This is a genomic window from Thalassobius sp. Cn5-15 (assembly GCF_022347685.1).
GTDB lineage: Bacteria > Pseudomonadota > Alphaproteobacteria > Rhodobacterales > Rhodobacteraceae > Thalassobius.
Window position 1 is genome coordinate 50,609 of the sequence record NZ_JAKRGF010000006.1, and the last position, 23,072, is coordinate 73,680.

The 23,072-nt window shown below is 58.7% G+C and carries 25 protein-coding genes; 14 read left to right on the forward strand and 11 right to left on the reverse strand.

Annotation, left to right across the window (positions count from 1 at the left end):
• Nucleotides 1-5 precede the first annotated feature (5 nt).
• Nucleotides 6-599, forward strand: a complete 594-nt coding sequence (locus MHM86_RS13330) for a hypothetical protein (RefSeq protein WP_239200495.1) — start codon at nucleotides 6-8, stop codon at nucleotides 597-599.
• 7 nt (nucleotides 600-606) lie between these two features.
• Here MHM86_RS13330 and MHM86_RS13335 read toward each other — a convergent pair whose 3' ends face one another.
• Entirely contained in the window at nucleotides 607-1,095 is a 489-nt protein-coding gene (locus MHM86_RS13335) for a peroxiredoxin (protein WP_239200496.1), read from the reverse strand.
• A 90-nt stretch (nucleotides 1,096-1,185) separates the two neighbouring features.
• Between MHM86_RS13335 and MHM86_RS13340 the strand changes: the two genes are divergently transcribed.
• Together MHM86_RS13340 and rsmD are read left to right on the forward strand one after the other, a co-directional pair.
• The gene (locus tag MHM86_RS13340; RefSeq protein ID WP_239200497.1) at nucleotides 1,186-2,397 is read left to right on the forward strand and encodes an NAD(P)/FAD-dependent oxidoreductase; all 1,212 of its coding nucleotides are present in this window, start codon (nucleotides 1,186-1,188) and stop codon (nucleotides 2,395-2,397) included.
• Nucleotides 2,394-2,951 (forward strand): 16S rRNA (guanine(966)-N(2))-methyltransferase RsmD, encoded by a 558-nt coding sequence (gene rsmD / locus MHM86_RS13345; protein WP_239200498.1) that lies wholly within the window; start codon nucleotides 2,394-2,396, stop codon nucleotides 2,949-2,951. Before MHM86_RS13340 ends, rsmD begins: the two co-directional genes overlap by 4 nt.
• A 64-nt stretch (nucleotides 2,952-3,015) precedes the next feature.
• On the opposite strand, the gene MHM86_RS13350 is transcribed toward rsmD, so the two are convergent.
• Nucleotides 3,016-3,399 (reverse strand): HIT domain-containing protein, encoded by a 384-nt coding sequence (locus tag MHM86_RS13350; RefSeq protein WP_239200499.1) that lies wholly within the window; start codon nucleotides 3,397-3,399, stop codon nucleotides 3,016-3,018.
• Between the two features lie 8 nt (nucleotides 3,400-3,407).
• Nucleotides 3,408-4,985 (reverse strand): DUF5928 domain-containing protein, encoded by a 1,578-nt coding sequence (locus tag MHM86_RS13355; protein WP_239200501.1) that lies wholly within the window; start codon nucleotides 4,983-4,985, stop codon nucleotides 3,408-3,410.
• A gap of 148 nt (nucleotides 4,986-5,133) precedes the next feature.
• Here MHM86_RS13355 and MHM86_RS13360 point away from each other — a divergent pair, with 148 nt between their 5' ends.
• Entirely contained in the window at nucleotides 5,134-5,952 is an 819-nt protein-coding gene (locus MHM86_RS13360; RefSeq protein ID WP_239200502.1) for a sulfotransferase family protein, read from the forward strand.
• 90 nt (nucleotides 5,953-6,042) lie between these two features.
• Here MHM86_RS13360 and MHM86_RS13365 read toward each other — a convergent pair whose 3' ends face one another.
• From MHM86_RS13365 to MHM86_RS13375, 3 genes are all read right to left on the reverse strand, one after another.
• Nucleotides 6,043-6,573 (reverse strand): NADPH-dependent FMN reductase, encoded by a 531-nt coding sequence (locus MHM86_RS13365; RefSeq protein WP_239200503.1) that lies wholly within the window; start codon nucleotides 6,571-6,573, stop codon nucleotides 6,043-6,045.
• 198 nt (nucleotides 6,574-6,771) lie between these two features.
• Entirely contained in the window at nucleotides 6,772-7,428 is a 657-nt protein-coding gene (locus tag MHM86_RS13370; RefSeq protein ID WP_239200504.1) for an OmpA family protein, read from the reverse strand.
• Nucleotides 7,429-7,578: 150 nt separating this feature from the next.
• A complete protein-coding gene (locus MHM86_RS13375; protein WP_239200505.1) occupies nucleotides 7,579-8,433 on the reverse strand; it encodes a bifunctional helix-turn-helix domain-containing protein/methylated-DNA--[protein]-cysteine S-methyltransferase in 855 nt (284 codons plus the stop codon).
• A 95-nt stretch (nucleotides 8,434-8,528) separates the two neighbouring features.
• On the opposite strand from MHM86_RS13375, the gene MHM86_RS13380 reads away from it, so the two are divergent.
• From MHM86_RS13380 to MHM86_RS13390, 3 genes are all read left to right on the forward strand, one after another.
• Nucleotides 8,529-9,407 carry a serine hydrolase gene (locus MHM86_RS13380; protein WP_239200506.1) on the forward strand — a complete coding sequence of 293 codons (879 nt, stop codon included), beginning with the start codon at nucleotides 8,529-8,531 and terminating at the stop codon, nucleotides 9,405-9,407.
• Nucleotides 9,408-9,485: 78 nt separating this feature from the next.
• Nucleotides 9,486-10,130 carry an endonuclease III gene (gene nth, locus MHM86_RS13385; RefSeq protein WP_239200507.1) on the forward strand — a complete coding sequence of 215 codons (645 nt, stop codon included), beginning with the start codon at nucleotides 9,486-9,488 and terminating at the stop codon, nucleotides 10,128-10,130.
• On the forward strand, nucleotides 10,127-11,113 hold the full coding sequence (locus MHM86_RS13390) for an adenosine kinase (RefSeq protein WP_239200508.1): 987 nt from the start codon (nucleotides 10,127-10,129) through the stop codon (nucleotides 11,111-11,113). The genes nth and MHM86_RS13390 overlap by 4 nt, the downstream gene beginning before the upstream one ends.
• Before the next feature lie 69 nt (nucleotides 11,114-11,182).
• Here the strand turns inward: MHM86_RS13390 and MHM86_RS13395 are convergent, their stop codons facing one another.
• On the reverse strand, nucleotides 11,183-12,223 hold the full coding sequence (locus tag MHM86_RS13395) for an FAD-binding oxidoreductase (protein ID WP_239200699.1): 1,041 nt from the start codon (nucleotides 12,221-12,223) through the stop codon (nucleotides 11,183-11,185).
• 63 nt (nucleotides 12,224-12,286) lie between these two features.
• Here MHM86_RS13395 and mnmD point away from each other — a divergent pair, with 63 nt between their 5' ends.
• Together mnmD and MHM86_RS13405 are read left to right on the forward strand one after the other, a co-directional pair.
• Nucleotides 12,287-12,976 carry a tRNA (5-methylaminomethyl-2-thiouridine)(34)-methyltransferase MnmD gene (gene mnmD / locus MHM86_RS13400; protein ID WP_239200509.1) on the forward strand — a complete coding sequence of 230 codons (690 nt, stop codon included), beginning with the start codon at nucleotides 12,287-12,289 and terminating at the stop codon, nucleotides 12,974-12,976.
• Entirely contained in the window at nucleotides 12,973-13,845 is an 873-nt protein-coding gene (locus MHM86_RS13405; protein WP_239200511.1) for a DMT family transporter, read from the forward strand. The genes mnmD and MHM86_RS13405 overlap by 4 nt, the downstream gene beginning before the upstream one ends.
• Here the strand turns inward: MHM86_RS13405 and MHM86_RS13410 are convergent.
• Nucleotides 13,819-15,801, reverse strand: coding sequence for a lytic transglycosylase domain-containing protein (locus MHM86_RS13410; protein WP_239200513.1), 1,983 nt, complete (start codon nucleotides 15,799-15,801; stop codon nucleotides 13,819-13,821). The genes MHM86_RS13405 and MHM86_RS13410 overlap by 27 nt on opposite strands.
• 170 nt (nucleotides 15,802-15,971) lie before the next feature.
• Between MHM86_RS13410 and dapA the strand changes: the two genes are divergently transcribed.
• The gene (gene dapA / locus MHM86_RS13415) at nucleotides 15,972-16,844 is read left to right on the forward strand and encodes a 4-hydroxy-tetrahydrodipicolinate synthase (RefSeq protein ID WP_239200514.1); all 873 of its coding nucleotides are present in this window, start codon (nucleotides 15,972-15,974) and stop codon (nucleotides 16,842-16,844) included.
• A gap of 81 nt (nucleotides 16,845-16,925) precedes the next feature.
• Here the strand turns inward: dapA and map are convergent, their stop codons facing one another.
• A complete protein-coding gene (map, locus tag MHM86_RS13420) occupies nucleotides 16,926-17,738 on the reverse strand; it encodes a type I methionyl aminopeptidase (protein ID WP_239200515.1) in 813 nt (270 codons plus the stop codon).
• 86 nt (nucleotides 17,739-17,824) lie between these two features.
• Complete coding sequence (sfsA, locus tag MHM86_RS13425) at nucleotides 17,825-18,526, reverse strand: DNA/RNA nuclease SfsA (protein WP_239200516.1); 702 nt, start codon at nucleotides 18,524-18,526, stop codon at nucleotides 17,825-17,827.
• 50 nt (nucleotides 18,527-18,576) lie between these two features.
• On the opposite strand from sfsA, the gene MHM86_RS13430 reads away from it, so the two are divergent.
• The 4 genes from MHM86_RS13430 to MHM86_RS13445 all read left to right on the forward strand — a co-directional run bounded on the left by MHM86_RS13430 (nucleotide 18,577) and on the right by MHM86_RS13445 (nucleotide 21,631).
• Nucleotides 18,577-19,299 (forward strand): molybdopterin-binding protein, encoded by a 723-nt coding sequence (locus tag MHM86_RS13430; RefSeq protein ID WP_239200517.1) that lies wholly within the window; start codon nucleotides 18,577-18,579, stop codon nucleotides 19,297-19,299.
• Nucleotides 19,296-20,024, forward strand: coding sequence for a GNAT family N-acetyltransferase (locus tag MHM86_RS13435; protein ID WP_370644150.1), 729 nt, complete (start codon nucleotides 19,296-19,298; stop codon nucleotides 20,022-20,024). The genes MHM86_RS13430 and MHM86_RS13435 overlap by 4 nt, the downstream gene beginning before the upstream one ends.
• 79 nt (nucleotides 20,025-20,103) lie before the next feature.
• Nucleotides 20,104-20,640, forward strand: a complete 537-nt coding sequence (locus tag MHM86_RS13440) for a peroxidase-related enzyme (protein ID WP_239200701.1) — start codon at nucleotides 20,104-20,106, stop codon at nucleotides 20,638-20,640.
• Nucleotides 20,641-20,647: 7 nt separating this feature from the next.
• Nucleotides 20,648-21,631 (forward strand): OmpA family protein, encoded by a 984-nt coding sequence (locus MHM86_RS13445; RefSeq protein WP_239200518.1) that lies wholly within the window; start codon nucleotides 20,648-20,650, stop codon nucleotides 21,629-21,631.
• Between the two features lie 15 nt (nucleotides 21,632-21,646).
• Here the strand turns inward: MHM86_RS13445 and MHM86_RS13450 are convergent, their stop codons facing one another.
• Nucleotides 21,647-22,921: a glycerate kinase gene (locus MHM86_RS13450; RefSeq protein ID WP_239200519.1), complete on the reverse strand. Its 1,275-nt coding sequence runs from the start codon at nucleotides 22,919-22,921 to the stop codon at nucleotides 21,647-21,649.
• Nucleotides 22,922-23,072: the final 151 nt, after the last annotated feature.

A 23,072-nucleotide genomic window follows, 5' to 3' on the forward strand; every position in this document is an offset into this window, starting at 1 on the left:
GCCAGATGGGTCTTATCAATGAGTTTCTGCATTCACCCGAAGCGAAACGCGTGCAGCATCTGCAAATCGGTGTCACCCCCAAGCTGGATCAATCGGTGGGCTATGACCTGTCACGCTTGCTAGCGCTGTTTGAGGGTAAGCGCTTACCGTCGTTGAAATCACTGTCGCTGGGGGATTGTTTTCTTTTTGGCTGTCCAGAGCGCGACAGTGTCTTTTGCAAGGGGTACTTGGGTGAAATTACCCCGATTTTTACAGCGGCGCCGCGGTTAGAGATGCTGGATCTGAACGGCACCTTCTGTCTGCCAGCGCCGGTGCAGCACAGCAAGCTGCGCGAAGTGGCGATTGAGGTGGAGATGGTCGAGGCAGGTGATGACTGCCTGACCCAATGGTCAATGGCGAACCTGTTAAGGTCGCAGTTCGCACGGGTGGAGGCATTGTCACTGGTTTGCCTTGGCAAGGTTCAGGCATTATTGGATCTGCCTGCAGATTTTAACCCTTCTGAGGGTATGCCACGCCTGCATCAGTTGCATATGGATAACCTTAACCGTGAAAGCGCGCAGCGCCAGGCGGCGCTGCAGGCGTTTTTATTAGCGCGCTAGGGCAGGGTCACACCAGCGTGTCCAGCAGCGCTTCACCACCTGATACGGTGCAGCCCAGTTCCGGTTCCACGTTCAGGTGGGTGATTGTCCCATTTTCAACCACCATCGCATAGCGTTTAGAACGGCCGTAGAACCCCACAACAGGTGCGTCAAACTCCATCCCCACTGCCTTGGTGAAGGTGCCCTCGGCATCAGCCAGCATGGTGATGCCTGCATCATCCGCGCCGGTGGTTGCGCCCCATGCTTTCATGACAAAGGGATCGTTGACCGACAGGCACATGATTTCATCCACGCCTTTGGCGGCGAAATCATCCTTCGTGCGGATGAAACTGGGCAAATGCGCTGCGGAACAGGTACTTGAAAAAGCACCGGGTAAGGCAAAAATCACCACCTTGCGCCCCGCCAGCCGGTCAGCCAGCGCCAGCGTTTCGGGGCCCTCAGCGCCCATCATGGGAAAGGTTACGTCGGGCAGTTTGTCACCAACATTCAATGTCATCGCTTCGGGTTCCCTGTTTGCGTTTCTCTATTCCAGTCATATAGGGTCGCCCTCGAATGCAGCCAGAGTTTTCCGCAGAAAGGGCGTGGGATGCAAAAGATTGTTGTGATCGGGGCCGGGCAGGCCGGCGCGTCGCTGGTGGCGAAACTGCGCACGCTTGGATTTGAGGGGCAGATTACCCTGATCGGTGCGGAATCCGTGCCGCCCTATCAGCGTCCACCATTGTCTAAGGCGTATCTGCTGGGGGATATGACGCTGGAACGGTTATTTCTGCGCCCTGAAAGCTATTACGCAGATAACAACATTGACCTACGGCTTGGCGCTGAGGTGACGGCGATTGATCGTGCGGCGCAGACCGTTAGCATCGGCGATGAGGTGTTGGGCTATGACGCGCTGGTGCTGACCACTGGATCCGCGCCGCGCTATCTGCCCGCCAGCATTGGTGGCGCACTGGATGGCGTGCATGTGGTACGTGGCCTGTCCGATGTGGACGGGATGGGGCCTGAGTTTGAGGCTGGGAAATCCGTGTTGATCGTTGGCGGTGGCTACATCGGGCTGGAGGCGGCAGCAGTTGCCGCAAAGAAGGGCCTGAAGGTCACGCTGGTTGAAATGGCGGATCGCATCCTGCAGCGGGTGGCCGCACCTGAGACGTCTGACTATTTCCGTGCGCTGCACAGGTCGCACGGGGTGGAGATCCGCGAAGGTGTTGGCCTCAATCGTCTGACCGGCGAGGGGCGAGTCAACGGTGCGGAGCTAAGCGATGGCAGCACGCTAGACGTGGATTTCGTGATCGTTGGTGTAGGCATCACCCCCGGTACAGGCTTGGCCGAAGCCGCGGGGCTGGAAATCGACAATGGCATCAAGACCGATGCCGAAGGCCGCACATCCGATCCGGCGATCTGGGCGGCGGGTGATTGTGCCTCTTTCCCTTATCGTGATGGCCGCTTGCGGTTGGAATCGGTTCCCAACGCCATTGATCAGGCGGAATGTGTCGCTGAAAACCTGCTGGGCGCGGGCAAGGCCTATGTGCCGCAGGTCTGGTTCTGGTCCGATCAGTATGACGTTAAATTGCAGATCGCAGGGCTATCCACCGGCTATGACCGCATTATCACCCGCGCGGGTGACAAGGAGGGCGCAGTGTCCTTCTGGTATTATCAGGGCGACACGCTGCTGGCCGTGGACGCGGCCAATGATGCACGCGCCTACATGGTGGGTAAACGCCTGATTGACAGTGGAAAATCTCCTGCGCCTGATCTGGTGGCAGATCCCGAAACTGATCTTAAATCCCTGATGCGCGCATGAGGATTGTTGCCGGACGGTTCAAAGGCCGGGCTTTGGCTGCGGTGGGTAAAGGCGATCCCGGTGCTCACCTGCGCCCGACCACAGACCGCACCCGTGAAAGCCTGTTCAACATGCTGGGCGGTGGCCGTTTTGGCGATCCTATTGAGGATGCCCGCGTGCTGGATCTGTTTGCTGGCACCGGCGCCTTGGGCTTGGAGGCACTCAGTCGTGGGGCGGCGCACGTGACCTTTGTGGATGACGGGCGCAAATCCAATGCACTGCTGAAGGAAAACATTCGCATTTGCGAAGCCCGTGCAGAGGTGCAGGTCATTCGCCGCGATGCGCGTAAGCTGCCGGAAAACTCTGGCGCGCCTTATGACCTGATCTTCCTTGATCCACCCTACGGCAAGGGTCTGGGCGAACAGGCGCTAGAGACGGCGCTGGCAGGTGGCTGGATTGCAGACGGTGCGCTGATCGTCTGGGAAGAAAGCGCCGCGATTACCGTGCCAGATGCGCTGACTTATCTGGATGACCGCCGCTACGGCGACACGACCATCACGATTTTGGAGCTTTAATCCGGCGCCAAACAAAAGGCCCGCAGATCAATGCCGGGCCTTGTTTATTTGCGTTCGCCTTCGCTCATTCCGCCTTTGCCAGCATGCGGCCCAGCCAGCGACCGCCAAGGATATGCACATGCAGGTGCGGCACCTCTTGGACGCCGTTTTCACCGGCATTGGAAATCGCACGGAACCCATCGCCACCTGCGCCTGGTTGCACCTCCATCATCTTGCACACTTCGCCCACCGCACGGGTGAAGCCGACGATTTCAGCGTCAGATGCCTCCAAAGCGAAGTGATCGTAGCAGACATAGGGGCCTTTGGGGATCACCAGCACATGCACTGGTGCCTGCGGTTGGATGTCATGGAAAGCCAGCGCATGTTCGGTTTCCAGAACGGTTTTGTTCGGGATCTCACCGCGCAGGATTTTGGCAAAGATGTTTTGGTCGTCATAGACATAAGCCATGGGGCACCTCAGTCGGAAAACAGGTAGTCGATATCCACGATGTCATGCGCCTTGGCCTCTGGAATGGCAAGAAAATGCGACAGCGCACGAGCATGTTCATCACGGTTTTCATATTCGCGCAGATAGTCGTGATTGCCAAAGTTCGAATCGCGGATCTGATCGCTTTCAAACGCAAGATCGTGACGGATCGTTGGCAACAGGCGTTCCAGCGTTTCCTGTGGTGTCTGTTCGCCTGCCAGACCAATGCGCATGGCGTGGCCTTTCAGGTAGTCCTCAGAGAAGTTGACGTCGATTTCCAGCAGGCGAGTGGTCGACCGGTCGCCACAGAAGTCGCGCAGCAGATCCAGCGCCTCGGGGTCCAGACAGATGATCAGACGGTTAGTGTCAAAGTAATCGAACAGCATCCGCATCATGGACCGGCGGTGGCGGTGACGCTTGCCGATGGTCTTCTGAATGCCGCCCAGATCGGGCAGGGGGGTGCCCTCCTCGTTGAAGAGATATTCGATGGCAGGAATATTGGTGTGCTGGCGGATTTGCTCCACCAGCCGTTTGGCGACGTGCCACTTCTTGCAGATAACGATCAGCAATTCGCGCTCGCGTCCCAACGAGCTTTCGGTTTCCCAGAATCGCAGCCCAAATCTGCGTCCGACGCGGCCCCGTCCGGTGAGGAACTTGAACAGGCTGCGCCCCTCGCCTGAGATTTTGAATTCCACCCCCTCAGCGGCGTAAAGCGCCCCCAGACGCGCCCGTAATTCCCGCGCTTCTGGGCTGATTTTACGCGCAAATAGGAAATCCTGGCTGAGCAGCATGTCATAGTGATCGTTGTAAAAGGAAACTGGCATCCCATAGTCAGTGAACATCAGGAAAGTCAGAGTGCGGCTTTCAATCTCTGTCTCGGGCACCAGATGGCGCACCAGAGTCTGAAAGAAGGTTTCGTCCGGAATCCATGTGGTCGCAAAAAACGCCATAACGTCTTTGCGCTTTTTGGTGAATTCAACGATCCACTCGATTGTGCGGCGTCGCAGGCACCACCACTGACTGCCGATCTGTACCTGAATATCGGCGGGAATCTCGCGTTCCAGACCGAATCTTTTTTGCAGTTCGTAGGCCCAGTAGTAGCGTTTCGGCTGGGTTCGTTCGTTGAAGTAGTGGCGATAGATCAGCCGGTCCTCTTTCATGCCGGTCTTGATCCAGTCGCTTTCAAAGAAATCGAAGCTTTCGATATAGTCGCGGTCGTTGTTTTGCAGGAAATCGTGGATGTATTCGGCGGATTTGATCGCCATGCAGTCGCCGGACAGCATGTAAAAATGGGTGGCGCGCGGGAATGCGTCCAATGCGGTTTCGATCGCATTCAGCGACGCTTGCACCAGTGACCATTCCCCCCAGCCGCATTTGATGCGCTTTTTGGCGAAGGTGACGTTGGGATTGTCCTTCAGCGCCTCTGTGATGGTCTGAAAATCTCCCGGTTTGGCACGTGCGTCAAAGTGGATCGACATGTAGTCGCCCGCAGCTGTCAGGCGTTCAGCCTGTTGGATGATCGCCTCTGGTTCTTTATGGCACAGCAGGATGAACGCAATTCTTGCCATTTGTGGAAACGATCGCCTCTTTTTATCTTGATTGTTTACATAGATACGGCGGAACGACGATTGAATAAACCTGTTAACTTTGCTTTTGTGAACAAAAGCATAAAGTTCCGCCCCCTCAGCGGGGCATGGCCAAGGAGGCAAGAGCGAAATGGGGTTTCCCGGCACCTGGATGACCGAGAGCGAGAGTGTTGTTTACCGCGTGGTTCCCAAATGCGCCTGTTCGACCATCGGACAGATCATGTTCTATTCGGATCATGGTGAATTTTTTGATGGCGATATTCACGACGCCAAGGCTGGCATGCACAAGTGGGCCCTGCCGGAAAGTCAGGCGCCGATCATCGACAACATAGAGCACCAGCGTTCCTACGCCTTTACCTGCGTGCGCAATCCTTACACCCGCATTTTGTCGAGTTTCTTTGACAAGATCTGCGGTATTCAGCGGAATGGCCGTCGTTATCGCGGCAATCTGGTGCCTTTGCTTATTCAGAAGTATGGCATTGAGGTCGGTGGTGATGATGGCAAGCAAGAATTTGACCAGATCGCTAGTTTCCGCCGCTTCCTGCTGTTTGCACGCGATACCATCCGTTGGCGCAAACCGATGGATCCTGACATTCACTGGTCAGCAATGTCGGGCCATGTGTCGACCTTTATCGCCAATGGTGGGCGCTACGATAAGATCTTTTGGACTGAGGATTTCAATGGCGGCATGCAAGAGGTGCTGGACAGTATCGAAACCCCGCATGCGGTGGACCTGGCCCAGATCCCGCGGTTCAATGAATCCGAAGGTCACGGCCCCAAACGCGCCCATCCGGTGGCAGATTACTTCGATGATCTGTCGATGCATCTGGTTTACGAAATCTACAAACGTGATTTCGATCTTTTTAAATACGATTTCGAAAATCCGGGTAACAAGATGCCTATTGGCGAGATTGATCTGGATGAGGTGCACGCCAAACTTGGCGACTGATCGCCTCTTTGGCTGATCGACATGAATATTAAAACGGCCGCAGGAAACTCTGCGGCCGTTGGCGTTTCAGGTGATGCGTTTACCTGTGTGTCAGGCGGTGGCAGTTGCCTTGAGCAGTGCTGTCAACTCTTCCAGACCGGCGCGGTAGCGATCGTTGGTCAGCTTGCCGGATTCATCAAACTCATGGTACGCGCCAGACACATTGACCGCAGGGCCGGTAACCACATTGGCGCGCAGCGGGGTCAGGAATTGGCGCAGGATGAACATCGCGGTCTCGCCGCCAGTGCGCCCTGCTGCTGCAGACATTACAGCAACGGGCTTGCCCGCCATAACACCGCGGCTGTCACGGCTGATCCAGTCCAGCGCGTTCTTCAGAACCCCGGGAGGCGCCTTGTTGTATTCAGGGGTGGAGATCAGGATGGCCTCTGCCGCCAGAATCTGATCGGCCAGCGTGACAACTGATTGCGGCAGGCCCTCTGCGGCCTCTAGGTCGCCATCATAAAGCGGCAGGTTCAGGTCCGCTTCGACGACGTCGCCGCCGTAAAGCGCAGCCGCTTCGGTCACCAGTTTGCGGTTCACACTGTCGCGGCGCAGGGCGCCGGAAATGGTCAGGACGGTCATCGAATTCTCCTACAAAACTATTCGCGTTGAGGGGAAGATGACCTGTTCGTAATTGAAAAGAAATAGAGGTGATCGCAGTATTGCTGTGCTTATATGCACAGACAGGCCATTTTATTGTTCCCAAAGTATCCTGAGGGCTGGAATGGTGCGTTGGCAAAGAAGGGGGGGCTGCCCCCTTCCTCGCCAGATGTCTCTGCCTTAGTTCGGCAGGATTACGATATCCACGCGACGGTTCTGTGCACGGCCTTCGGGTGTTAGGTTCGATGCCACAGGCTGGTCCTCACCGCGACCGATGGGACGGATCCGGCGGTCGCTGACACCGCTGTCGACCAGAATCGCCGCGACCGAATTAGCACGGCGCTGGCTGAGGTCCAGGTTATATTCCGCCGAACCGGTGTTGTCGGTGTGGCCCAGTACCTGCACGGTGCTTTCGGGGTAGCGGTTCAGGCTGGTCGCCACAGCGGCTAGATCGTCGCGCAAAGCACCCGACACAAAGGTGCTGTCCACGGCAAACAGGATGTCCTGCGGCATGGTCACGATCAGGCGTTCGCCGGTATTCGTAATGCTGACGCGGTTATCAAGGCTCTGACGCAATTCTGCCTCTTGGGCGTCCAGACGCTGGCCGATCAGGCCGCCAGCGGTTGCGCCAACGATGCCACCGATGATGGCCCCTTTTTTGTTGTCGTCAGCAACGATTGCGCCCGACACTGCCCCAACCAGACCGCCAATGATGGCCGCTTCGCGGGTGTTTTTGTTGGGATCTTCTTCGCCCAAGTAACGCGCGTCCACACAGGCGGTTACGGTCAGAAGGGATGCGCCAGCTGTCAGCAGCGCCAATTTCGATGCTCTCATCATAGTCTATGCCTCATTGTTATCCGCCGCGGGTCTTAGCCCAAGCGGGACGGCGGTATCATAGACGTGTAATATAAGGAATTGACCAGATCAGGGGGAAAAACTCGGCAGTATTCCGCGCAAATCTGCGTGAAATGCCTTATGAACATTGGCTCAGGCGGCGCTTTCGGACGGCTGTGCCTCTGCGCGCGCGCCTTCATAGGCCAGAAGGGCACGTTTGACTGGCAATCCCCAGTGATAGCCGCCTAATGCGCCCGATTTGCGCAGGGCGCGATGGCAGGGAATCAGCCAACTGACCGGATTGCGCCCCACCGCAGTGCCCACGGCCCGCACCGCACGGGGGCTGCCGATGGATTGCGCAATTTCGGAATAGGTGGTGACTTGTCCCGCTGGCACGCGCAAGAGTGCCTCCCACACTTTGATCTGCAGCGGGCTGCCGATCATATGTAGACGGGTTTCCCCCCGTTCGGCAAAGGCGGTATCGACCCACGGCTGCAACGGCGCCGCATCCTCCACAAAACGTGCCTTGGGCCAGCGCCCTTGCAGGTCCGCGATTGACGCCTCCACCCCCATTTCCGCACCAAAGCCTAGGCCGCACATGCCACGGTCGGTTCCCATAACCAGGGCAGGGCCAAAGGGACTGTCAAACCAATGCTGATAGATGGTCAGGCCCTCGCCACCCTTGGCATACTCACCGGGGCTCATCGCTTCCCAGCGGACAAACAGATCGTGCAGACGGCCGGTGCCGGACAGGCCCACCTCTTGGCTCACATCAAGCGTGGTCATGTGGTTGCGCAGCAGGGATTTGGCGTGATCCAGCGTCAGGTATTGTTGATAGCGTTTGGGGGACACGCCAACCCAACGGGAAAACAGCCGTTGGAAATGAGCCGGGCTCATATCCAACTGTGCTGCCAGATCGCCAAGGCTCTGCTGGCTGCCGCCTTCGTCAATCAGCGAGATGGCGCGGCGCATGACCTGATAGTGATAACTTTGATCGGCGTCAGACATTGGTGGTCCCTTTCGTTGCATTGACACTAGTGCGGCCCGGATCGACAGACGACCCGAAACTTGCGCAAGTGGCACAAACTTCGCATGACTGTCATATGACTGATCGTTTTCTCTCTGCCGCGCTGGACGTGAACGGCACGCTGATCCGCGACGACGCGCCGGATGCGCTGCTGCCGTGGTGGAGTTTTACCAAAACCCTGATTGCCGCCTGCGTGATGATCCGCGCCCGCGACGGTTTCATGGATCTGGATGCTACCCTGCCAGGGCGGGCCTATAGTCTGCGCCAGTTGATGGCTCACACCGCTGGGCTGCGCGATTACGGCACGGTCGGCCCCTATCATCAGGCGGTTGCGGCGGGGGAGAACCCGTGGCCGGTGGCAAAATTGCTGGAAGCGTCGCGCGCCGACGATCTATTTGGCGCCCCGGGGACGAAATGGAGTTATTCCAACATCGGCTATATGTTTCTGCGTTTCGCGTTGGAGGTGAGTGAAGGGGCTCCTTTGGGCGACATTATCCACCGTCGCCTGATCGCGCCGCTTGACCTGCGCACGCCGCGTCTGGCGATTGCGCGCGGAGACTTCGCGGATCTGCATTGGGATGCGGGCGGGTATCACCCCGGTTGGGTTTATCACGGCTGCATGATGGGATCTGCTGCAGATGCGGCGCGGCTGCTACACGCGCTGCTACAGGGCGATCTGCTGACAGCTGCGGAGCGGCAGCAAATGATGGAACTGTCGCTGAATGGAAAAGCGATCCAAGGCCGGATTTGGCAGACTACGGGCTACGGTCTGGGTCTGATGATTGGCCATACACAGGCGCATGGTTTGGCGATTGGTCACGCCGGTGCGGGGCCGTTTTCTGGCAATCTGGTGGCGTATTTCCCCGCTGCGGGTAAAATCGTTGCCAGCTTCGCCAAAGGGGGAGATGAAACGCCTGCGGAATGGGAGGCCTTGCGCGTGCTGTCTGCCCGTTGAAAAACAGGGGCCAAGGGGTTACTGGGGAACCTCACCACTGATCCAGCCAGCCACACGCCAACCGCATTGGATACCGCCATGGCCAAACAGCTCGACTATCACACGATCCGCGAAATTTTTACCCGTTTTCAGGCGTCAGAGCCGGAACCGAAGGGCGAACTGGACCATGTAAACGCCTATACGCTGGTGGTTGCCGTCGCACTGTCCGCGCAGGCCACCGATAAGGGTGTGAACAAGGCGACCGCCGCGCTGTTCAAAATCGCTGACACCCCGCAAAAGATGCTGGATCTGGGCGAAGAGCAACTGATCGAACACATCAAAACAATCGGCCTTTTCCGCAATAAGGCAAAGAACGTGATCAAGATGTCGCGCATTCTGGTCGATAACTATGGTGGAGAGGTGCCTTGCAGCCGCGCCGCATTAGAAAGTCTGCCGGGCGTGGGCCGCAAAACCGCCAATGTGGTTCTGAACATGTGGTGGCAATATCCCGCACAGGCGGTGGACACTCATATCTTTCGGTTCGGCAACCGCTCAGGCGTTTGCCCGGGCAAGGATGTGGTTGCGGTCGAACGCGCGATCGAGGATCACATACCCGTCGATTTTCAACAACACGCCCATCACTGGATGATCCTGCACGGGCGCTACATCTGCACAGCACGCAAGCCCAAATGCAACGCATGCCACGTCCGTGACCTGTGCCAATTTGAGGAAAAAACCCCATGAAGAAATATCAGGTTGTCGGCATCGGCAACGCCATCGTTGATGTGATCAGCCAGTCTGATGACAGCTTTCTGGATCTGATGGGCATCCAGAAAGGCATCATGCAACTTGTCGAGCGTGAGCGCGGTGAGCTGCTCTATGGTGCGATGGAGAACCGCAAGCAGGTGCCTGGTGGATCGGTCGCCAACACGCTGGCGGGTCTGGGAAACCTGGGTCTGACCACCGGCTTTATCGGTCGTGTACATGATGACGCGTTGGGCCGGTTTTACGCGGATGAAATGGCGAAGGGTGGATCGACCTTTGTGAACCCGCCGGTTGCGGGTGGTGAACTGCCCACCTCGCGTTCGATGATCTTTGTGTCGCCGGATGGGGAACGGTCGATGAACACGTACCTCGGCATCTCGTCCGAATTGGGGCCGGAGGATGTGTCCGACGATGTGGCCGGTGAGGCAGAGATCTTGTTCCTTGAAGGCTACCTTTACGATAAGCCCAAGGGCAAAGAGGCGTTTGAACGCGCGGCCAAGCTTTGTCAGGCCGCAGGCGGCAAGGCAGGCATCGCGCTGTCTGACCCCTTCTGTGTGGACCGTCATCGCGACGATTTCCGCCGCTTGGTGAAGGAGCTGGACTACGTGATCGGCAACGAACACGAATGGGCCTCGCTCTACGAAACTGATCTGTCGACCGCGCTGGAACTGGCGGCGCAGGACGCGGGCATGGTGGTCTGTACGCGTGGCGGCCATGACGTCGTGCTGTTACGCGGGGACGAACAGGTATCTGTGCCCGTCACCGAGGTGACGCCGGTTGATGCGACAGGCGCAGGCGATCAGTTTGCAGCGGGTTTTCTCTATGGCTACGCAACCGGCGCCTCGCTTGAAGTGGCGGGCCGCATGGGGATCGTCGCTGCCGCAGAGGTGATCGGCCATTATGGTGCGCGACCAGAGGCAAACCTGCCCGCGCTGTTCCGTGAGGCAGGTCTGATCGACTGATTTTGCTAGAATCTTTGAGGTTTTGGAAAGGGACGTTGTGGCGTCCCTTTTTCATTGTGTGTTGCGTGCTTAAAAGCTGGCCTCTGGGCGAAAATCCTCTGGGATTTGATCCACATCTTCCAGCAGTAGATCGGTCATCACCTCGGCCACCTTGGGGGCCATGCCGAAGCCGATCTTGAACCCACCGTTGGCGATATACTGCCCCCGGTGGATCGGGTGGTCCCCAAGCACCGGCGCGCGTGAGCGGCTGCGCGGGCGCACACCGGCCCAGCGGTCGACGACCTCGGCCCCCTTCAAGGCAGGCACCGCAGCGAGGGCACGCTCAATCACGATGTCCAGTTGGTTATCCGTGGATTTCGGGTCGTCGTAGTCGCGCTCACTGGTTGATCCAATGGCGATCGTGCCATCCGCATGAGGCACGATATGCACCGTGTCAGCAAAAAGCTGCGGTGCGAATGTTAGCTCCATATCCACCTTTAGGGATGCGCCTTGGCCCTTTACTCCCGCGCCAAACATACGGGGGCGTATGGTGTTGATCGTCTCCAGATCCGCAATGCCGGTGGCCCATAGCATGCGCCCCTCATCTGTGGCCTCGGGCACAATCTCCCCCCCCTTGGCGGTGATCGCAGCCACCAGTGCGGCGCAGGCGCGGCGGGGATGCAGACGCGCGGTCAGTGTGTCATGAATCAGGAAGCCGCTGGGACTATGCGGTGCCCAACCGCCTGCCTTGGCCGCAGGGATCACCTCCCATGTCGCGTGCCCCTGCCAAAGGTCGACAGCGGTTTCCGCCCGACCCTGAGCCAGTTCCAGTGCATGTGCATCGGCGATGGGCTGCAGCCGTCCAGTGCGCCCATAGCCAGACGAGATGCCGCCTGCGGCCTCCACCCCTCGCCAGAAACCTTCCGCCATGATAAGGCTGTCGAACTGAAACGCCTTCTTGCTATTCCAGTTTTCCGGTACATGCGGGGCCAGAGCGCCGACGACACCTCCGCTTGATCCGGCCCCTGGGCCATAGGGATCCACCACCCGCACCTTGGCACCGCGCGACAGGCAGGCCCATGCGATTGACAGGCCAAAGATTCCCGCACCACGTATCGTTACATCTGCCATTGCCATTGCGCCGTTCCCTCTGCATTGTCGGTCAGACTTTCCGTTTCCATAAGGCAATCTTTGATGCAAGACCAGCAACCCCAGCCTCATGCTCAGCTGGCGTGGCGCGAGGATGCAATCCCCGTCTCGACCCAGTTTGATGATCCCTATTTTTCGCTGGAAAACGGGCTGGCGGAAACGGGGCATGTGTTTCTGGCGGGCAACGGCCTGCCGGAGCGGTTCCGCGATGGTTTCCATGTGGCGGAGCTGGGATTTGGCACCGGTTTGAATTTGCTGGCTGCGCTGAAACTGTGGCGGGCTTCTGGCGCGGCGGGCAAGTTGCACTTCACAACTTTTGAAGCTTTCCCAATGCGGCCAGCAGAGATGTTGCGCGCTCAGGCGGCGTTTCCAGAGATTGCAGAGGTGGCGGCGGATCTGGCGCCGCATTGGTCAGACGATCTGTGCCGGATCAGCCTGCCGGACCTGGAGTTTGAGATGGTGCACGGGGATGCGCGCGAGACCTTGCCGAAATGGCAAGGCGCAGCGGATGCGTGGTTCCTGGACGGATTTTCGCCGGCCAAGAACCCCGAGTTGTGGTCGCCAGAACTGATGGCGGCAGTGGGTGACCATACGGCTGCGAATGGCACGGCGGCGACTTACACGGCAGCAGGCTTCGTGCGCCGTGGTCTGGCTGATGCAGGGTTTATTGTGGAGCGGGTTCCGGGATATGGGCGTAAGCGGCATATGACCGTCGCGCGCAAAGATACCGCATGAGTGCACAGGGTCACAACACCCGTCTTGGCATCATGCTGATGGCCGCAGCAACGCTGGTGTTTGCGTTGCAGGACGGCATCTCGAAACATTTGGCGGCAGAATATAACACCATGATGGTGATCATGGTGCGCTACTGGTTCTTTGCCATCTTCGTGATCGCTTTGGCTGTGCGACAATCGGGTGGCATCCGTCAGGCGGCGCGCACCCGTCAGCCGGTGCTGCAAAGCATCCGCGCGCTTCTCTTGGTGACGGAGATATGTGTCGCTGTCTATGGCTTTACCCTGCTGGGCCTTGTGGAAAGTCAGGCGGTTTTTGCAGTCTATCCGCTGCTGGTCGCGGCGCTCAGCGGGCCCGTCCTTGGCGAACGTGTTGGTTGGCGACGCTGGGCAGCGATTGGCACCGGGATGGCGGGCATTCTGATCATTCTGCAACCGGGCAGTGGCGTGTTTCAAACGGCGGCTTTGGTACCTTTTGCCTCGGCTCTTTTGTTCGCCGTCTATGGCCTGCTGACCCGTTACGCGGCGCGCCAGGATAGCGCGGGCACGTCCTTTTTCTGGACGGGCACGGTGGGCGCGCTGGCGATGACTATCGCAGGCGTATGGTTCTGGCAGCCGATGGTGGGGGCCGACTGGGGTTGGATGGCGGTTTTGTGTGTCATGGGCGCGCTGGGGCATTTCCTGCTGATCAAATGCTATGAGGTGGCTGAGGCCAGCGCAGTGCAGCCTTTCGCCTACCTGCATCTGGTTTTTGCCGCGATCCTTGGCGTCACCGTTTTTGGCGAGGTGATCCGTTGGAACGTGGCCGTGGGCGCGGGCATAGTTGTGGCGGCGGGTCTTTTTACCTTAGCGCGGGAGCGGGCGAACGCTTGATCCTTTCAGTTCGGCCGAGAACGGCTGCGGCAGCGCTTCCTGCCCCAATCTGGCGCGGTAGACGGGCAGGCTTTCGGCCACGCGCATTACGTAGTTTCGGGTCTCATTGAAGGGGATCAGCTCGATCCAGTCGATGACATCAACGTTGCTGCGGCGCGGATCGCCATTGACCTGCATCCAGCGTTCAGGGCGTTTTGGGCCAGCGTTATAGCCTGCCGAAACAAGGAGGATGTTACCGTCAAATTGATCCCCCAATTGCGCCAGATAGGCCGACCCCAACAGGGCGTTATATTGCCAGTTGTTTAGCATCGCAGCGGGATCATGGTCGACCCCAAGGCGTCTGGCAACCAGACGCGCGGTGGCTGGCATCACTTGCATCAAGCCTTCGGCCCCTGCGTGAGAGACGACTTTTGGGTCAAACTCACTCTCCCGTCTTGCGATGGCCAGCGAAAGTTCGGGGCGTGCAGCCAGTTTCATGTCCCGCAAGGGGTGCAGCGCGTAATAGGGGGCCGCGATGGTCAGCCCGCGTTGCGCGGCCTGTTTGCCGACCATGACGCCCAGATGAGGCTGGTTCAGGTCGGTTAGCAAGGTGCCCAACTGGTTCAGCTCTGCCTCTGGCAGGGTTTCGGCCATATGACGCAAGAACCGTTCTGCCAGTGTCAGATCACCTGCGTTGATCAGTAACAGTGCAGCCTCAAAATTGCTGTCACGGGCAAAGTCCGCCTGCCGCCAGCCGGGATATCGGCGCGGATTGCCCAGTGCTGGGTCCAACGTCAGCCCTGCCTTTTCCGCCGCCAAGAGGCCATAGAAACTGGTTTGATAATCAGCACCAAAGGCATAGGCGGTCAGCGCGGCGTGTTTGTCGCCTCGTGCGTCATGCGCGCGGCCCAGCCAGTAACCAGCGCGGCCCAGTGAAATGGGGGTGAATACCGCCGCACGGAAGCGTTCAAAATGGGTGACTGCGCGGTCAGCATCCTTCAGGAACCGCAGGGCGAGGAAGCCAGACAGCCATTCCAAATCAGCGTAATTTCTGCCCTCTGACAGTCCGTGGTTTGACGCGAGGCTATACGCTTGCCGCGCCTCACCAGCGCGCATCAGGCGGCGGGACAGGTCGCGTCGCGCCCGCCCCCATTCTTCTGCCTGACCCAGATCTTTCGGGCTGCGCTGCATCATTAGCGCAATCGCATCCTCGCGCCGTCCCTTGCGCAGACGCCATTGAAACCGCTCATAGGCCAGCCCCGCATCTTCTGACAAGGACCGCGGCACTGCCGCGATCAAGGTATCCACGCCATCAACGGACGCCCGCAGGCCTAGCCGTGCCTTTGCCAGCGCTTGCCAGCTTGCGCTGACGAGGGGCAGCATATCGCGGCTGTTTTGCTGCCAGCCTTTCCAAAGCACCATATCAAGGCGCGCGGTGTGATGTGGGCGCAATGTATCGCCGTGACGTTTTATCAGGGCAGCGTGGTCTGCGGTGTCCAGCGCCAGCGTGGTCCAGCCAGCGATCAGGGCTTGCTGCGCTGCGTTTCGCTGTCCGCTTTCTTCTAAGGCCCGCACATAACTGCGCAGGCCGGTGCCGCTTTGTGGCGGTTGTTCCGCGTAAAACGTCAGGATCGCATCACGGCTGGCGTTCACCATCACTTCTTCGGAGCGTTTGCGCAGTAATTTTAATCCTGGCCAGTCGGCGCGGCGTTTCAGAAAAGCACTGACCTCAGTCGCGCTGCCGTCGCCGGCCCGCAATTGGTGCCAGAGGACCAGATCGGTTGCCACCGAGCCGCCGGCGCGCGTGGCCAACCGTTCGGCATTGCTCCAGTCTTTGCCCCGTGCGGCTGTTAACGCGGCGGTCAGGGGTTTCGGGCCTGCAGCAGCTGCCGATTCGGGACGCGCATCCTGCGCAGAAGCGGTCAGCGCGGCAGAAAAGCCGAGTGAAAAGCACAGAAGCAGAGGAAAGAGGCGCATGATGACTTGCGTTTCCAAAGGAACCGAGGATAGACAACCTCAGCTTATGTCAGGTGACGCCTCAGGACAAACCATGAGGGCGGTAATTCGCCGCAAGTTTGCGTTACCAACGGCAAAGCCAGTTGAATCTCCCGGGCCTGTCGCCCACCAAAACGTAGAAGGAGCGTGTCATGTTCAAAGGATCTTTTCCTGCTTTGGTCACGCCGTTCAAGAACGGCGAGTTGGATCTGGAGACGCTCAAGAAATTGGTAGAGTGGCACATCGGCGAAGGCACCAATGGCTTCGTTCCCGTCGGCACCACCGGTGAAAGCCCAACCCTGACCCACGAAGAACATGAAACCGTGATCGAAGAGGTGGTGAAAGCCGCCGCTGGCCGCGTGCCGGTGATCGCAGGTGCCGGTAGCAACAACACACTCGAAGGCATTCGCCTGATGAAGCATGCTGAAAAAGTGGGTGCGGATGCGGCGTTGGTTGTGACGCCCTATTACAACAAGCCGACACAGCGTGGTCTGATCGCCCATTACACCGCGCTGCATGATTGTTGCGAACTGCCGATCATCATCTACAACATCCCTGGCCGTTCGGTTGTTGATATGACACCCGAAACCATGGGGGAACTGTCCAACCTACCGCGCATTGTCGGCGTCAAGGATGCTACGGGTGATCTGGCCCGCATCAGTCAGCAGCGCGCCACCTGCGGACCAGCGTTCTGCCAGCTGTCCGGTGAGGATGCGACGGCGCTGGGCTTTAACGCGCATGGTGGTTCTGGCTGTATTTCAGTCACTGCAAACGTCGCGCCGAAGCTCTGCGCCGAATTCCAGGCTGCCACTCTGGCAGGTGATTACGCCAATGCGCTGGAGTATCAGGACAAACTGATGCCGCTGCATGAAGCGATCTTCCTTGAGCCCGGTCTGGTGGGTGCGAAATACGCGATGTCGAAACTGGGTCTGTGCAGCGATGAGGTTCGCTTGCCGTTGACCGGTCTGAACGACAGCACCAAAGCCGCGCTTGACGCTGCGATGGCGCATGCGGGCTTGATCTAATCCGCCATTAGACGCTCAACCAAACGAAAACACCCGCAGCGAGGCTGCGGGTGTTTTGATTTCAAGGGACAGGTGATTGCCTTAGCCGTAGGTCGGGTGGAACCGGCCAGTGGGCGACAGGGTGAAAATCTCAAACCCGTCTGCGGTCACGCCGATCGAATGTTCAAATTGCGCCGACAGCGATTTATCGCGTGTCACGGCGGTCCAGTCGTCAGCCAGTACCTTGGTTTCCGGACGGCCGAGGTTGATCATCGGCTCGATGGTAAAGAACATGCCTTCCTCCAGCACCGGACCAGTGCCGGCGCGGCCATAATGCAATACGTTCGGCGGCGCGTGGAACACACGGCCCAGACCGTGACCGCAGAAATCGCGCACAACGCTCATCCGGTGGCCTTCGGCATAGGTTTGGATCGCATGGCCGATATCACCAAAGGTGTTGCCGGGTTTCACCGCCTCAATACCTTTGAACAGCGCATCATGTGTTACCTGGATCAAGCGCTCAGCCTTGCGGTTCAGCTTGCCCGCCACATACATACGGCTGCTGTCGCCGAACCAACCGTCGGCAATCACGGTGACATCGATGTTCAGGATATCACCATCCTTCAGCTTTTTATCGCCGGGGATGCCATGGCAGACCACATGGTTGATCGAGATGCAGCTGGCGTGCTGATAGCCCTTGTAGCCGATGGTGGCAGAGGTGGTGCCCGCTTCTTTCACCTTTTCTTCGATGATGCGGTCCAATTCCCCGGTGGTCTGACCGGGAAAGACGTGTTCGGCGATCTCATCAAGGATTTTGGCCGTTACCGCGCCCGCTTTGTGCATACCAGCAAAGTCAGAAGTCTGATGGATGCGGATGCCGTCGCGTGTGATACGGCCTTGATGCGTGTCGTTCACGGGATCACCTTCTCGTGCAGATTACATTTGGCACAGTATGTAAGGCGTTTACTGATCGGATGCCAGAGGGAGTGCGGTCACAGAACTCAGACAGGGATAAAAGGCAATGCTTTGCCTACATCAATCCCCTCAGGGCTGATTGTGCAGTCAAAGCACATGACTTCAACCCCTGCCGCCATTGCACCCTGCAGGCCTGTGGCGTAGGCGGTATCAATGTCGGCCGCGATGCTGACGCGGTCACAATCGGTGCGCTGCACCAGATACAGCATCACTGCCCGCTCACCGCCTTGAGCGATCTTGGTCAACTCCCCCAGATGTTTCAGGCCACGGGCGGTCACACTGTCGGGAAATTCCGCCAACCCTGCCTGACGGCACAGCGTCACTGATTTCACCTCGACGTAACAATCGGGACCATCGCCTGACAACAGGAAGTCGATGCGTGACTTTTCCCCATATTTCACCTCCGGGCGCACCAGCGGCGCGACCAGCCCCGGTACTTCACCCGCCATCAACGCAGCCTTCAGCGCGCGGTTCGGGACAGACGTGTCCACGCCGGTGAAATGCCCATTTTCATGATCGACCAGACGCCAGCCGAACTTCAGTTTTTTCTTGGGGTCATCATTTGGTTCCAGCCAGACCTTCATGCCTTCATCCGCCAGTCCCATCATGGATCCGGGGTTGGCGCAATGGGCGGTCACCTCGCGTCCGTCGTCTAAAATAACATCCGCAAGGAAGCGTTTATAGCGACGGATCAGCCGGGCGGGGACAAGAAGGGTTTGAAAGCGCATATCACGCGCCTATACCGTTGGTAGTAAAGACGCAAGGAAGGAGCGCGAGCATGCAAAATCCAACAGCCGCCATGCTGGTGATCGGCGATGAAATCCTGTCCGGCCGCACCCGCGACAGCAACATGAACCACCTTGCCAAGGAGCTGACCAAACACGGCATAGACCTGAAAGAGGCGCGGGTTGTATCTGATGACGCGCAGGCGATCACCGAGGCGGCGCGCAGTTTGTCGGCTGGTTACGATCACGTCTTTACGTCGGGCGGGATTGGTCCAACCCATGACGATATCACCGCCGAATGTATCGCCGCCGCCTTTGATGCGCCCATCGGTGTGCGTGAGGATGCGCGTGCGATCCTGCAGACCTATTATGAACGTCAGGGGCAAGAGCTGAATGAGGCTCGCCTGCGTATGGCGCGTATTCCTGATGGCGCTGCGCTGATTGATAATCCGATCTCGGCGGCGCCGGGCTTTATCCTGCAAAATGTGCATGTGATGGCCGGTGTTCCGGTGATCTTTGAGACGATGGTGGCCTCTGTCTTGCCAACGCTGACGGGAGGCGCGCCGCTGCTTAGCCAGTCCTTGCGGGTCGAACGCGGCGAGGGTGAGATCGCCAGCGCACTGACCGCAGTGGCTGAGGCCTATCCAGATCTGTCATTTGGATCCTACCCGTTTAGCCAGAATGGAATTTACGGCACAAACATCGTGGTGCGTGGTCAGGATGGCGCACAGCTGGATCAGGCGATGACCGCCTTGGCCGAGGCGATGCAGACATGATGCCCGACGCGCGGATCCTTTATGATGTGGCGGACACCACTTGGCCTGCCGCGACAGAGGCACGGCTGGGGCCTTGGCTGATCCGTGACGGGCAGGGCGGGGGGCAGCGTGTTTCGGCCACCGTCGCGGTGGATACTCCAACAGCGGATGATATCGCCGCTGCAGAGGTTGAGATGCAGGCGTTGAACCAATACCGCCTATTCCAGATCCGCGACTATGATGCCGAACTGGATCAGATGCTGGCCGAGCGTGGCTACCAAATCGTTGATCCCGTCAACCTGTTGGTCGCGGACATCAACGACATCGCGACCGCGTTTCCGCCCCCCGTCACTGCCTTTCAGGTCTGGGAGCCGCTGGCGATCCAGATCGATATCTGGGCGGCAGGCGGTATTGGTCCCGCACGCCTTGATGTGATGCGCCGCGCCGATTGCGTAAAAACCGCACTGCTGGGTCGGCTCAATGACAGCCCAGCAGGCGCCGGCTATGTCGGCATCCATCAAGGCGTTGCGATGGTGCATGCGTTAGAGGTGGTGCCGACCCAGCGCAGACAAGGCATGGCGCAATACCTGATGCGGCTTGCTGCCTTCTGGGCGCGTGACAACGGCGCCAGCCATATCGCCGTTCTATGCACTCAGGCGAACACAGCCGCCAATGCCCTCTACCAAGGGTTAGGAATGACCCTTGCAGGACAGTACCATTATCGCAAACATGGCGGCGACCTGTAATCACACGTTTCTGGAGGAGGAAACCGTGACCCAAGACGCAAAGCGCCAAAGTAATAGCCCAACAGCCCTGAACCTGCCGATGGCGCAGCCGCTGCCGGAACAAACACAGAAGTATTTTGACATCTGTCAGGAAAAACTGGGTCTTATCCCCAATGTGCTGAAGGCGCATGCCTTTGATATTGAGAAACTTAACGCCTTCTCCGCACTTTATAACAACATCATGCTGGCGGACAGCGGTCTCAGCAAGCTGGAACGAGAGATGATTGCCGTCACCGTGTCTTCTGAAAACAAATGTTTTTACTGCCTCACCGCCCACGGTGCGGCGGTGCGCGAACTGTCTGGTGATCCCGCCTTGGGCGAGGCGCTGGTGATGAACTACCGCGTTGCCGATCTGAGCATGCGCCAGCGTGCCATGCTGGATTTCGCTGTGCAAGTGACCAAGGCCAGCGCAACAGTTGAAGAATCCGACCGCGAGGTTCTGCGACAGGCGGGTTTCAGCGACCGCGATATCTGGGATATTGCCAATACCGCCGCCTTCTACAATATGACCAACAGGGTCGCCTCCTCATTGGATATGCGACCTAATCCCGAATACCACGCCCAACATCGCGGATAATTTGCCCATGCGCCTCTTTGCCTTGCTTGCCGCCACTTTGCTGTTGCCATCCTTCGCGTCGGCATCGGCGTTGTCGCTGACCTTGCCCGGCAATACCACGGTGCTCAGCGATGAGGTGCAGGTGCTTGACGGCTACGCCCTGCCGCTGGGGCCGTTTCAGGACGGTGCGCTGCCAGTCAAATCGCTGACCGGTAAGGTGCAACGCAGCAGCTGGCGGGTCGGGATCAGCGGGTTGAGTGCGCAGCAACTGCGCACTCCGCTGGAAGAACAACTGATCAGCATGGGCTATGAGGTGCTGTTTCAATGCAGCACACAGGCTTGTGGCGGTTTCGATTTCCGGTTCGAGACAGAGGTGCTGTCCGCCCCGCAGATGCATGTGGACCTTGGCGACTATCATTTCTTGTCGCTGCAAAAGGGGGGGGAGGATCACGTTGGGCTTATGGTTTCGCGCTCTGCCAACGCTGGGTTTATTCAAATGATTCACGTCACCATGCCGGAGGAGCAGTTGGCTGCGTTGCAGCCTGATCCGACTGGCGACGAGAGCGTTGAAACGGTTGCAGATGGCGCAGCGCCTGAACCGGCGATGCCGAAACTGGACGGCGATGTCGTACAGGACGCCTTGATCGCGACTCTGCGTGAACAGGGGCATGTGGTGCTGGACGATTTGGCCTTCGCCACCGGATCTGCCGACCTTGGAGTAGAACGTTTTGCGTCATTGGCAACGCTGGCGGGGTTCTTGCGGGAAAACGCCGCCCGCCGCGTGGTGTTGGTTGGCCATACGGATGCGCAGGGGGCGCTTGATGGAAACATCGATCTGTCCCGTCGCCGTGCCCGATCTGTTCGCAGCCGTATGGTTAAGGATCACGGTGTCAGTGCCGCCCAGTTGGAGGCCGCAGGCATGGGCTATCTGGCACCGCGCGCCAGCAACCTCAGTCCTGAGGGCCGTGAGGAAAACCGCCGCGTTGAGGCGGTGTTGCTGGCCGCGGAATAAGTTGCAAAACTTGCGTCATTCGTCGGCTGCGGCGTCAATCAAAATAGCGCGGAAATCATTCACATTGGTGCCTGTTGGACCCGTGACAAAGAGCGCACCCACAGCTGCAAAGGCGCTATAGGAATCGTGCTGCCCCAAGGCCGCGGCCGGATCCATGCCCACTTGTCTCATGTGTTGCACGGTGCGGCTGTCGGCAAATGCGCCTGCGTTATCTTCCGACCCATCAATCCCGTCCGTGTCCGCCGCCAACGCAGTGATCTGCACGCTCCCGTCTAGTTCCAGCGCGAGGGAGAGTAGAAACTCGCTATTGCGCCCGCCACGCCCGCCGCTGGCCCGCAGGGTGACGGTTGTTTCCCCACCCGAAAGGATTACAACAGGCGGCTTGAAAGGTTGTGATCTCATCACAACCTGCCGCGCGATGGCGGCGTGCACCTTGGCGACTTCACGCGCTTCGCCCTCAATCGCATCAGATAGGATTACCGCTGTGCAGCCAAGTTTTTCTGCCCGTTTGGCCGCCGCCTCCAGCGACATTGCGGCAGAGGCGATGACATACACCTCATTGCGCTGAAAACGGGGATCCTCCGGGGATGGGGCATCCTCTGGTGCCTCGGCCAGTTGGCGGGCGATGGTATCGGGCAGGGTGATGTTGTAATCTGTCACAGCCTTTAGCGCATCATTACGGCCACGGTGGTCTGGCACTGTTGGCCCGGATGCCACCTGCGCCGGATCATCGCCGGGCACGTCCGACACCACCAGGGTCACCACGCGAGCAGGGGCGCAGGCAGCGGCCAGCCGTCCGCCTTTGACTGCGCTGATCTGTTTGCGTAGCGCATTCATCGCCCCGATCGGCGCGCCTGAGGCCAGCAAAGCCTCGTTCAACGCTACCTCATCGGCCAGTGTCAAACCCACTGCAGGCGCTGCCAGCAACGCAGATCCCCCGCCACAGATCAGAGCCACCACCAGATCGTCAGGGCTTAGCCCCTTAACTTGCTGAAACAGTGCATTTGACGCAGCGCGTGAGGCCTCATCTGGCACCGGATGCGCGGCCTCCAACACCTTAATGTAGCGTGTCGGACAACTATAGCCGTATCGGGTGACCACCGTACCCTCGACAGGAGTGTCCCACAGATCCTCAAACGCGGCGGCCAGTTGTGCTGCGCCTTTGCCGGCACCGATCACCACCGTGCGCCCCTTGGGACGTGAAGGCAGATGTGCTGCCAATGCCTGCTTGGGATCTGCGGCTGCGATTGCAGCATCAAACAACTCGCTCAGAAAGGCCCGTTTGTCCAAAGTATCCCCCTCTTTTCTGATCCAAACCCTAGGCAATCCCTAACTGCAAGAAAACCCCACGTACCCCTTCAAGGATCTGCGACATACTCCCGCCAGATGTGGCGCAAGAAAAAGTGGCAGTGGATACTGGACATATCGTGCGTAGGTATCT

Bases quoted from the DNA above. Each gene is read 5' to 3' on its own strand.
- MHM86_RS13330 (WP_239200495.1), top strand. From the start codon at position 6: ATGGGTCTTATCAATGAGTTTCTGCATTCACCCGAAGCGAAACGCGTG.
- MHM86_RS13335 (WP_239200496.1), bottom strand. From the start codon at position 1,095: ATGACATTGAATGTTGGTGACAAACTGCCCGACGTAACCTTTCCCATG.
- MHM86_RS13340 (WP_239200497.1), top strand. From the start codon at position 1,186: ATGCAAAAGATTGTTGTGATCGGGGCCGGGCAGGCCGGCGCGTCGCTG.
- rsmD (WP_239200498.1), top strand. From the start codon at position 2,394: ATGAGGATTGTTGCCGGACGGTTCAAAGGCCGGGCTTTGGCTGCGGTG.
- MHM86_RS13350 (WP_239200499.1), bottom strand. From the start codon at position 3,399: ATGGCTTATGTCTATGACGACCAAAACATCTTTGCCAAAATCCTGCGC.
- MHM86_RS13355 (WP_239200501.1), bottom strand. From the start codon at position 4,985: ATGGCAAGAATTGCGTTCATCCTGCTGTGCCATAAAGAACCAGAGGCG.
- MHM86_RS13360 (WP_239200502.1), top strand. From the start codon at position 5,134: ATGGGGTTTCCCGGCACCTGGATGACCGAGAGCGAGAGTGTTGTTTAC.
- MHM86_RS13365 (WP_239200503.1), bottom strand. From the start codon at position 6,573: ATGACCGTCCTGACCATTTCCGGCGCCCTGCGCCGCGACAGTGTGAAC.
- MHM86_RS13370 (WP_239200504.1), bottom strand. From the start codon at position 7,428: ATGATGAGAGCATCGAAATTGGCGCTGCTGACAGCTGGCGCATCCCTT.
- MHM86_RS13375 (WP_239200505.1), bottom strand. From the start codon at position 8,433: ATGTCTGACGCCGATCAAAGTTATCACTATCAGGTCATGCGCCGCGCC.
- MHM86_RS13380 (WP_239200506.1), top strand. From the start codon at position 8,529: ATGACTGATCGTTTTCTCTCTGCCGCGCTGGACGTGAACGGCACGCTG.
- nth (WP_239200507.1), top strand. From the start codon at position 9,486: ATGGCCAAACAGCTCGACTATCACACGATCCGCGAAATTTTTACCCGT.
- MHM86_RS13390 (WP_239200508.1), top strand. From the start codon at position 10,127: ATGAAGAAATATCAGGTTGTCGGCATCGGCAACGCCATCGTTGATGTG.
- MHM86_RS13395 (WP_239200699.1), bottom strand. From the start codon at position 12,223: ATGGCAGATGTAACGATACGTGGTGCGGGAATCTTTGGCCTGTCAATC.
- mnmD (WP_239200509.1), top strand. From the start codon at position 12,287: ATGCAAGACCAGCAACCCCAGCCTCATGCTCAGCTGGCGTGGCGCGAG.
- MHM86_RS13405 (WP_239200511.1), top strand. From the start codon at position 12,973: ATGAGTGCACAGGGTCACAACACCCGTCTTGGCATCATGCTGATGGCC.
- MHM86_RS13410 (WP_239200513.1), bottom strand. From the start codon at position 15,801: ATGCGCCTCTTTCCTCTGCTTCTGTGCTTTTCACTCGGCTTTTCTGCC.
- dapA (WP_239200514.1), top strand. From the start codon at position 15,972: ATGTTCAAAGGATCTTTTCCTGCTTTGGTCACGCCGTTCAAGAACGGC.
- sfsA (WP_239200516.1), bottom strand. From the start codon at position 18,526: ATGCGCTTTCAAACCCTTCTTGTCCCCGCCCGGCTGATCCGTCGCTAT.
- MHM86_RS13430 (WP_239200517.1), top strand. From the start codon at position 18,577: ATGCAAAATCCAACAGCCGCCATGCTGGTGATCGGCGATGAAATCCTG.
- MHM86_RS13435 (WP_370644150.1), top strand. From the start codon at position 19,296: ATGATGCCCGACGCGCGGATCCTTTATGATGTGGCGGACACCACTTGG.
- MHM86_RS13440 (WP_239200701.1), top strand. From the start codon at position 20,104: ATGGCGCAGCCGCTGCCGGAACAAACACAGAAGTATTTTGACATCTGT.
- MHM86_RS13445 (WP_239200518.1), top strand. From the start codon at position 20,648: ATGCGCCTCTTTGCCTTGCTTGCCGCCACTTTGCTGTTGCCATCCTTC.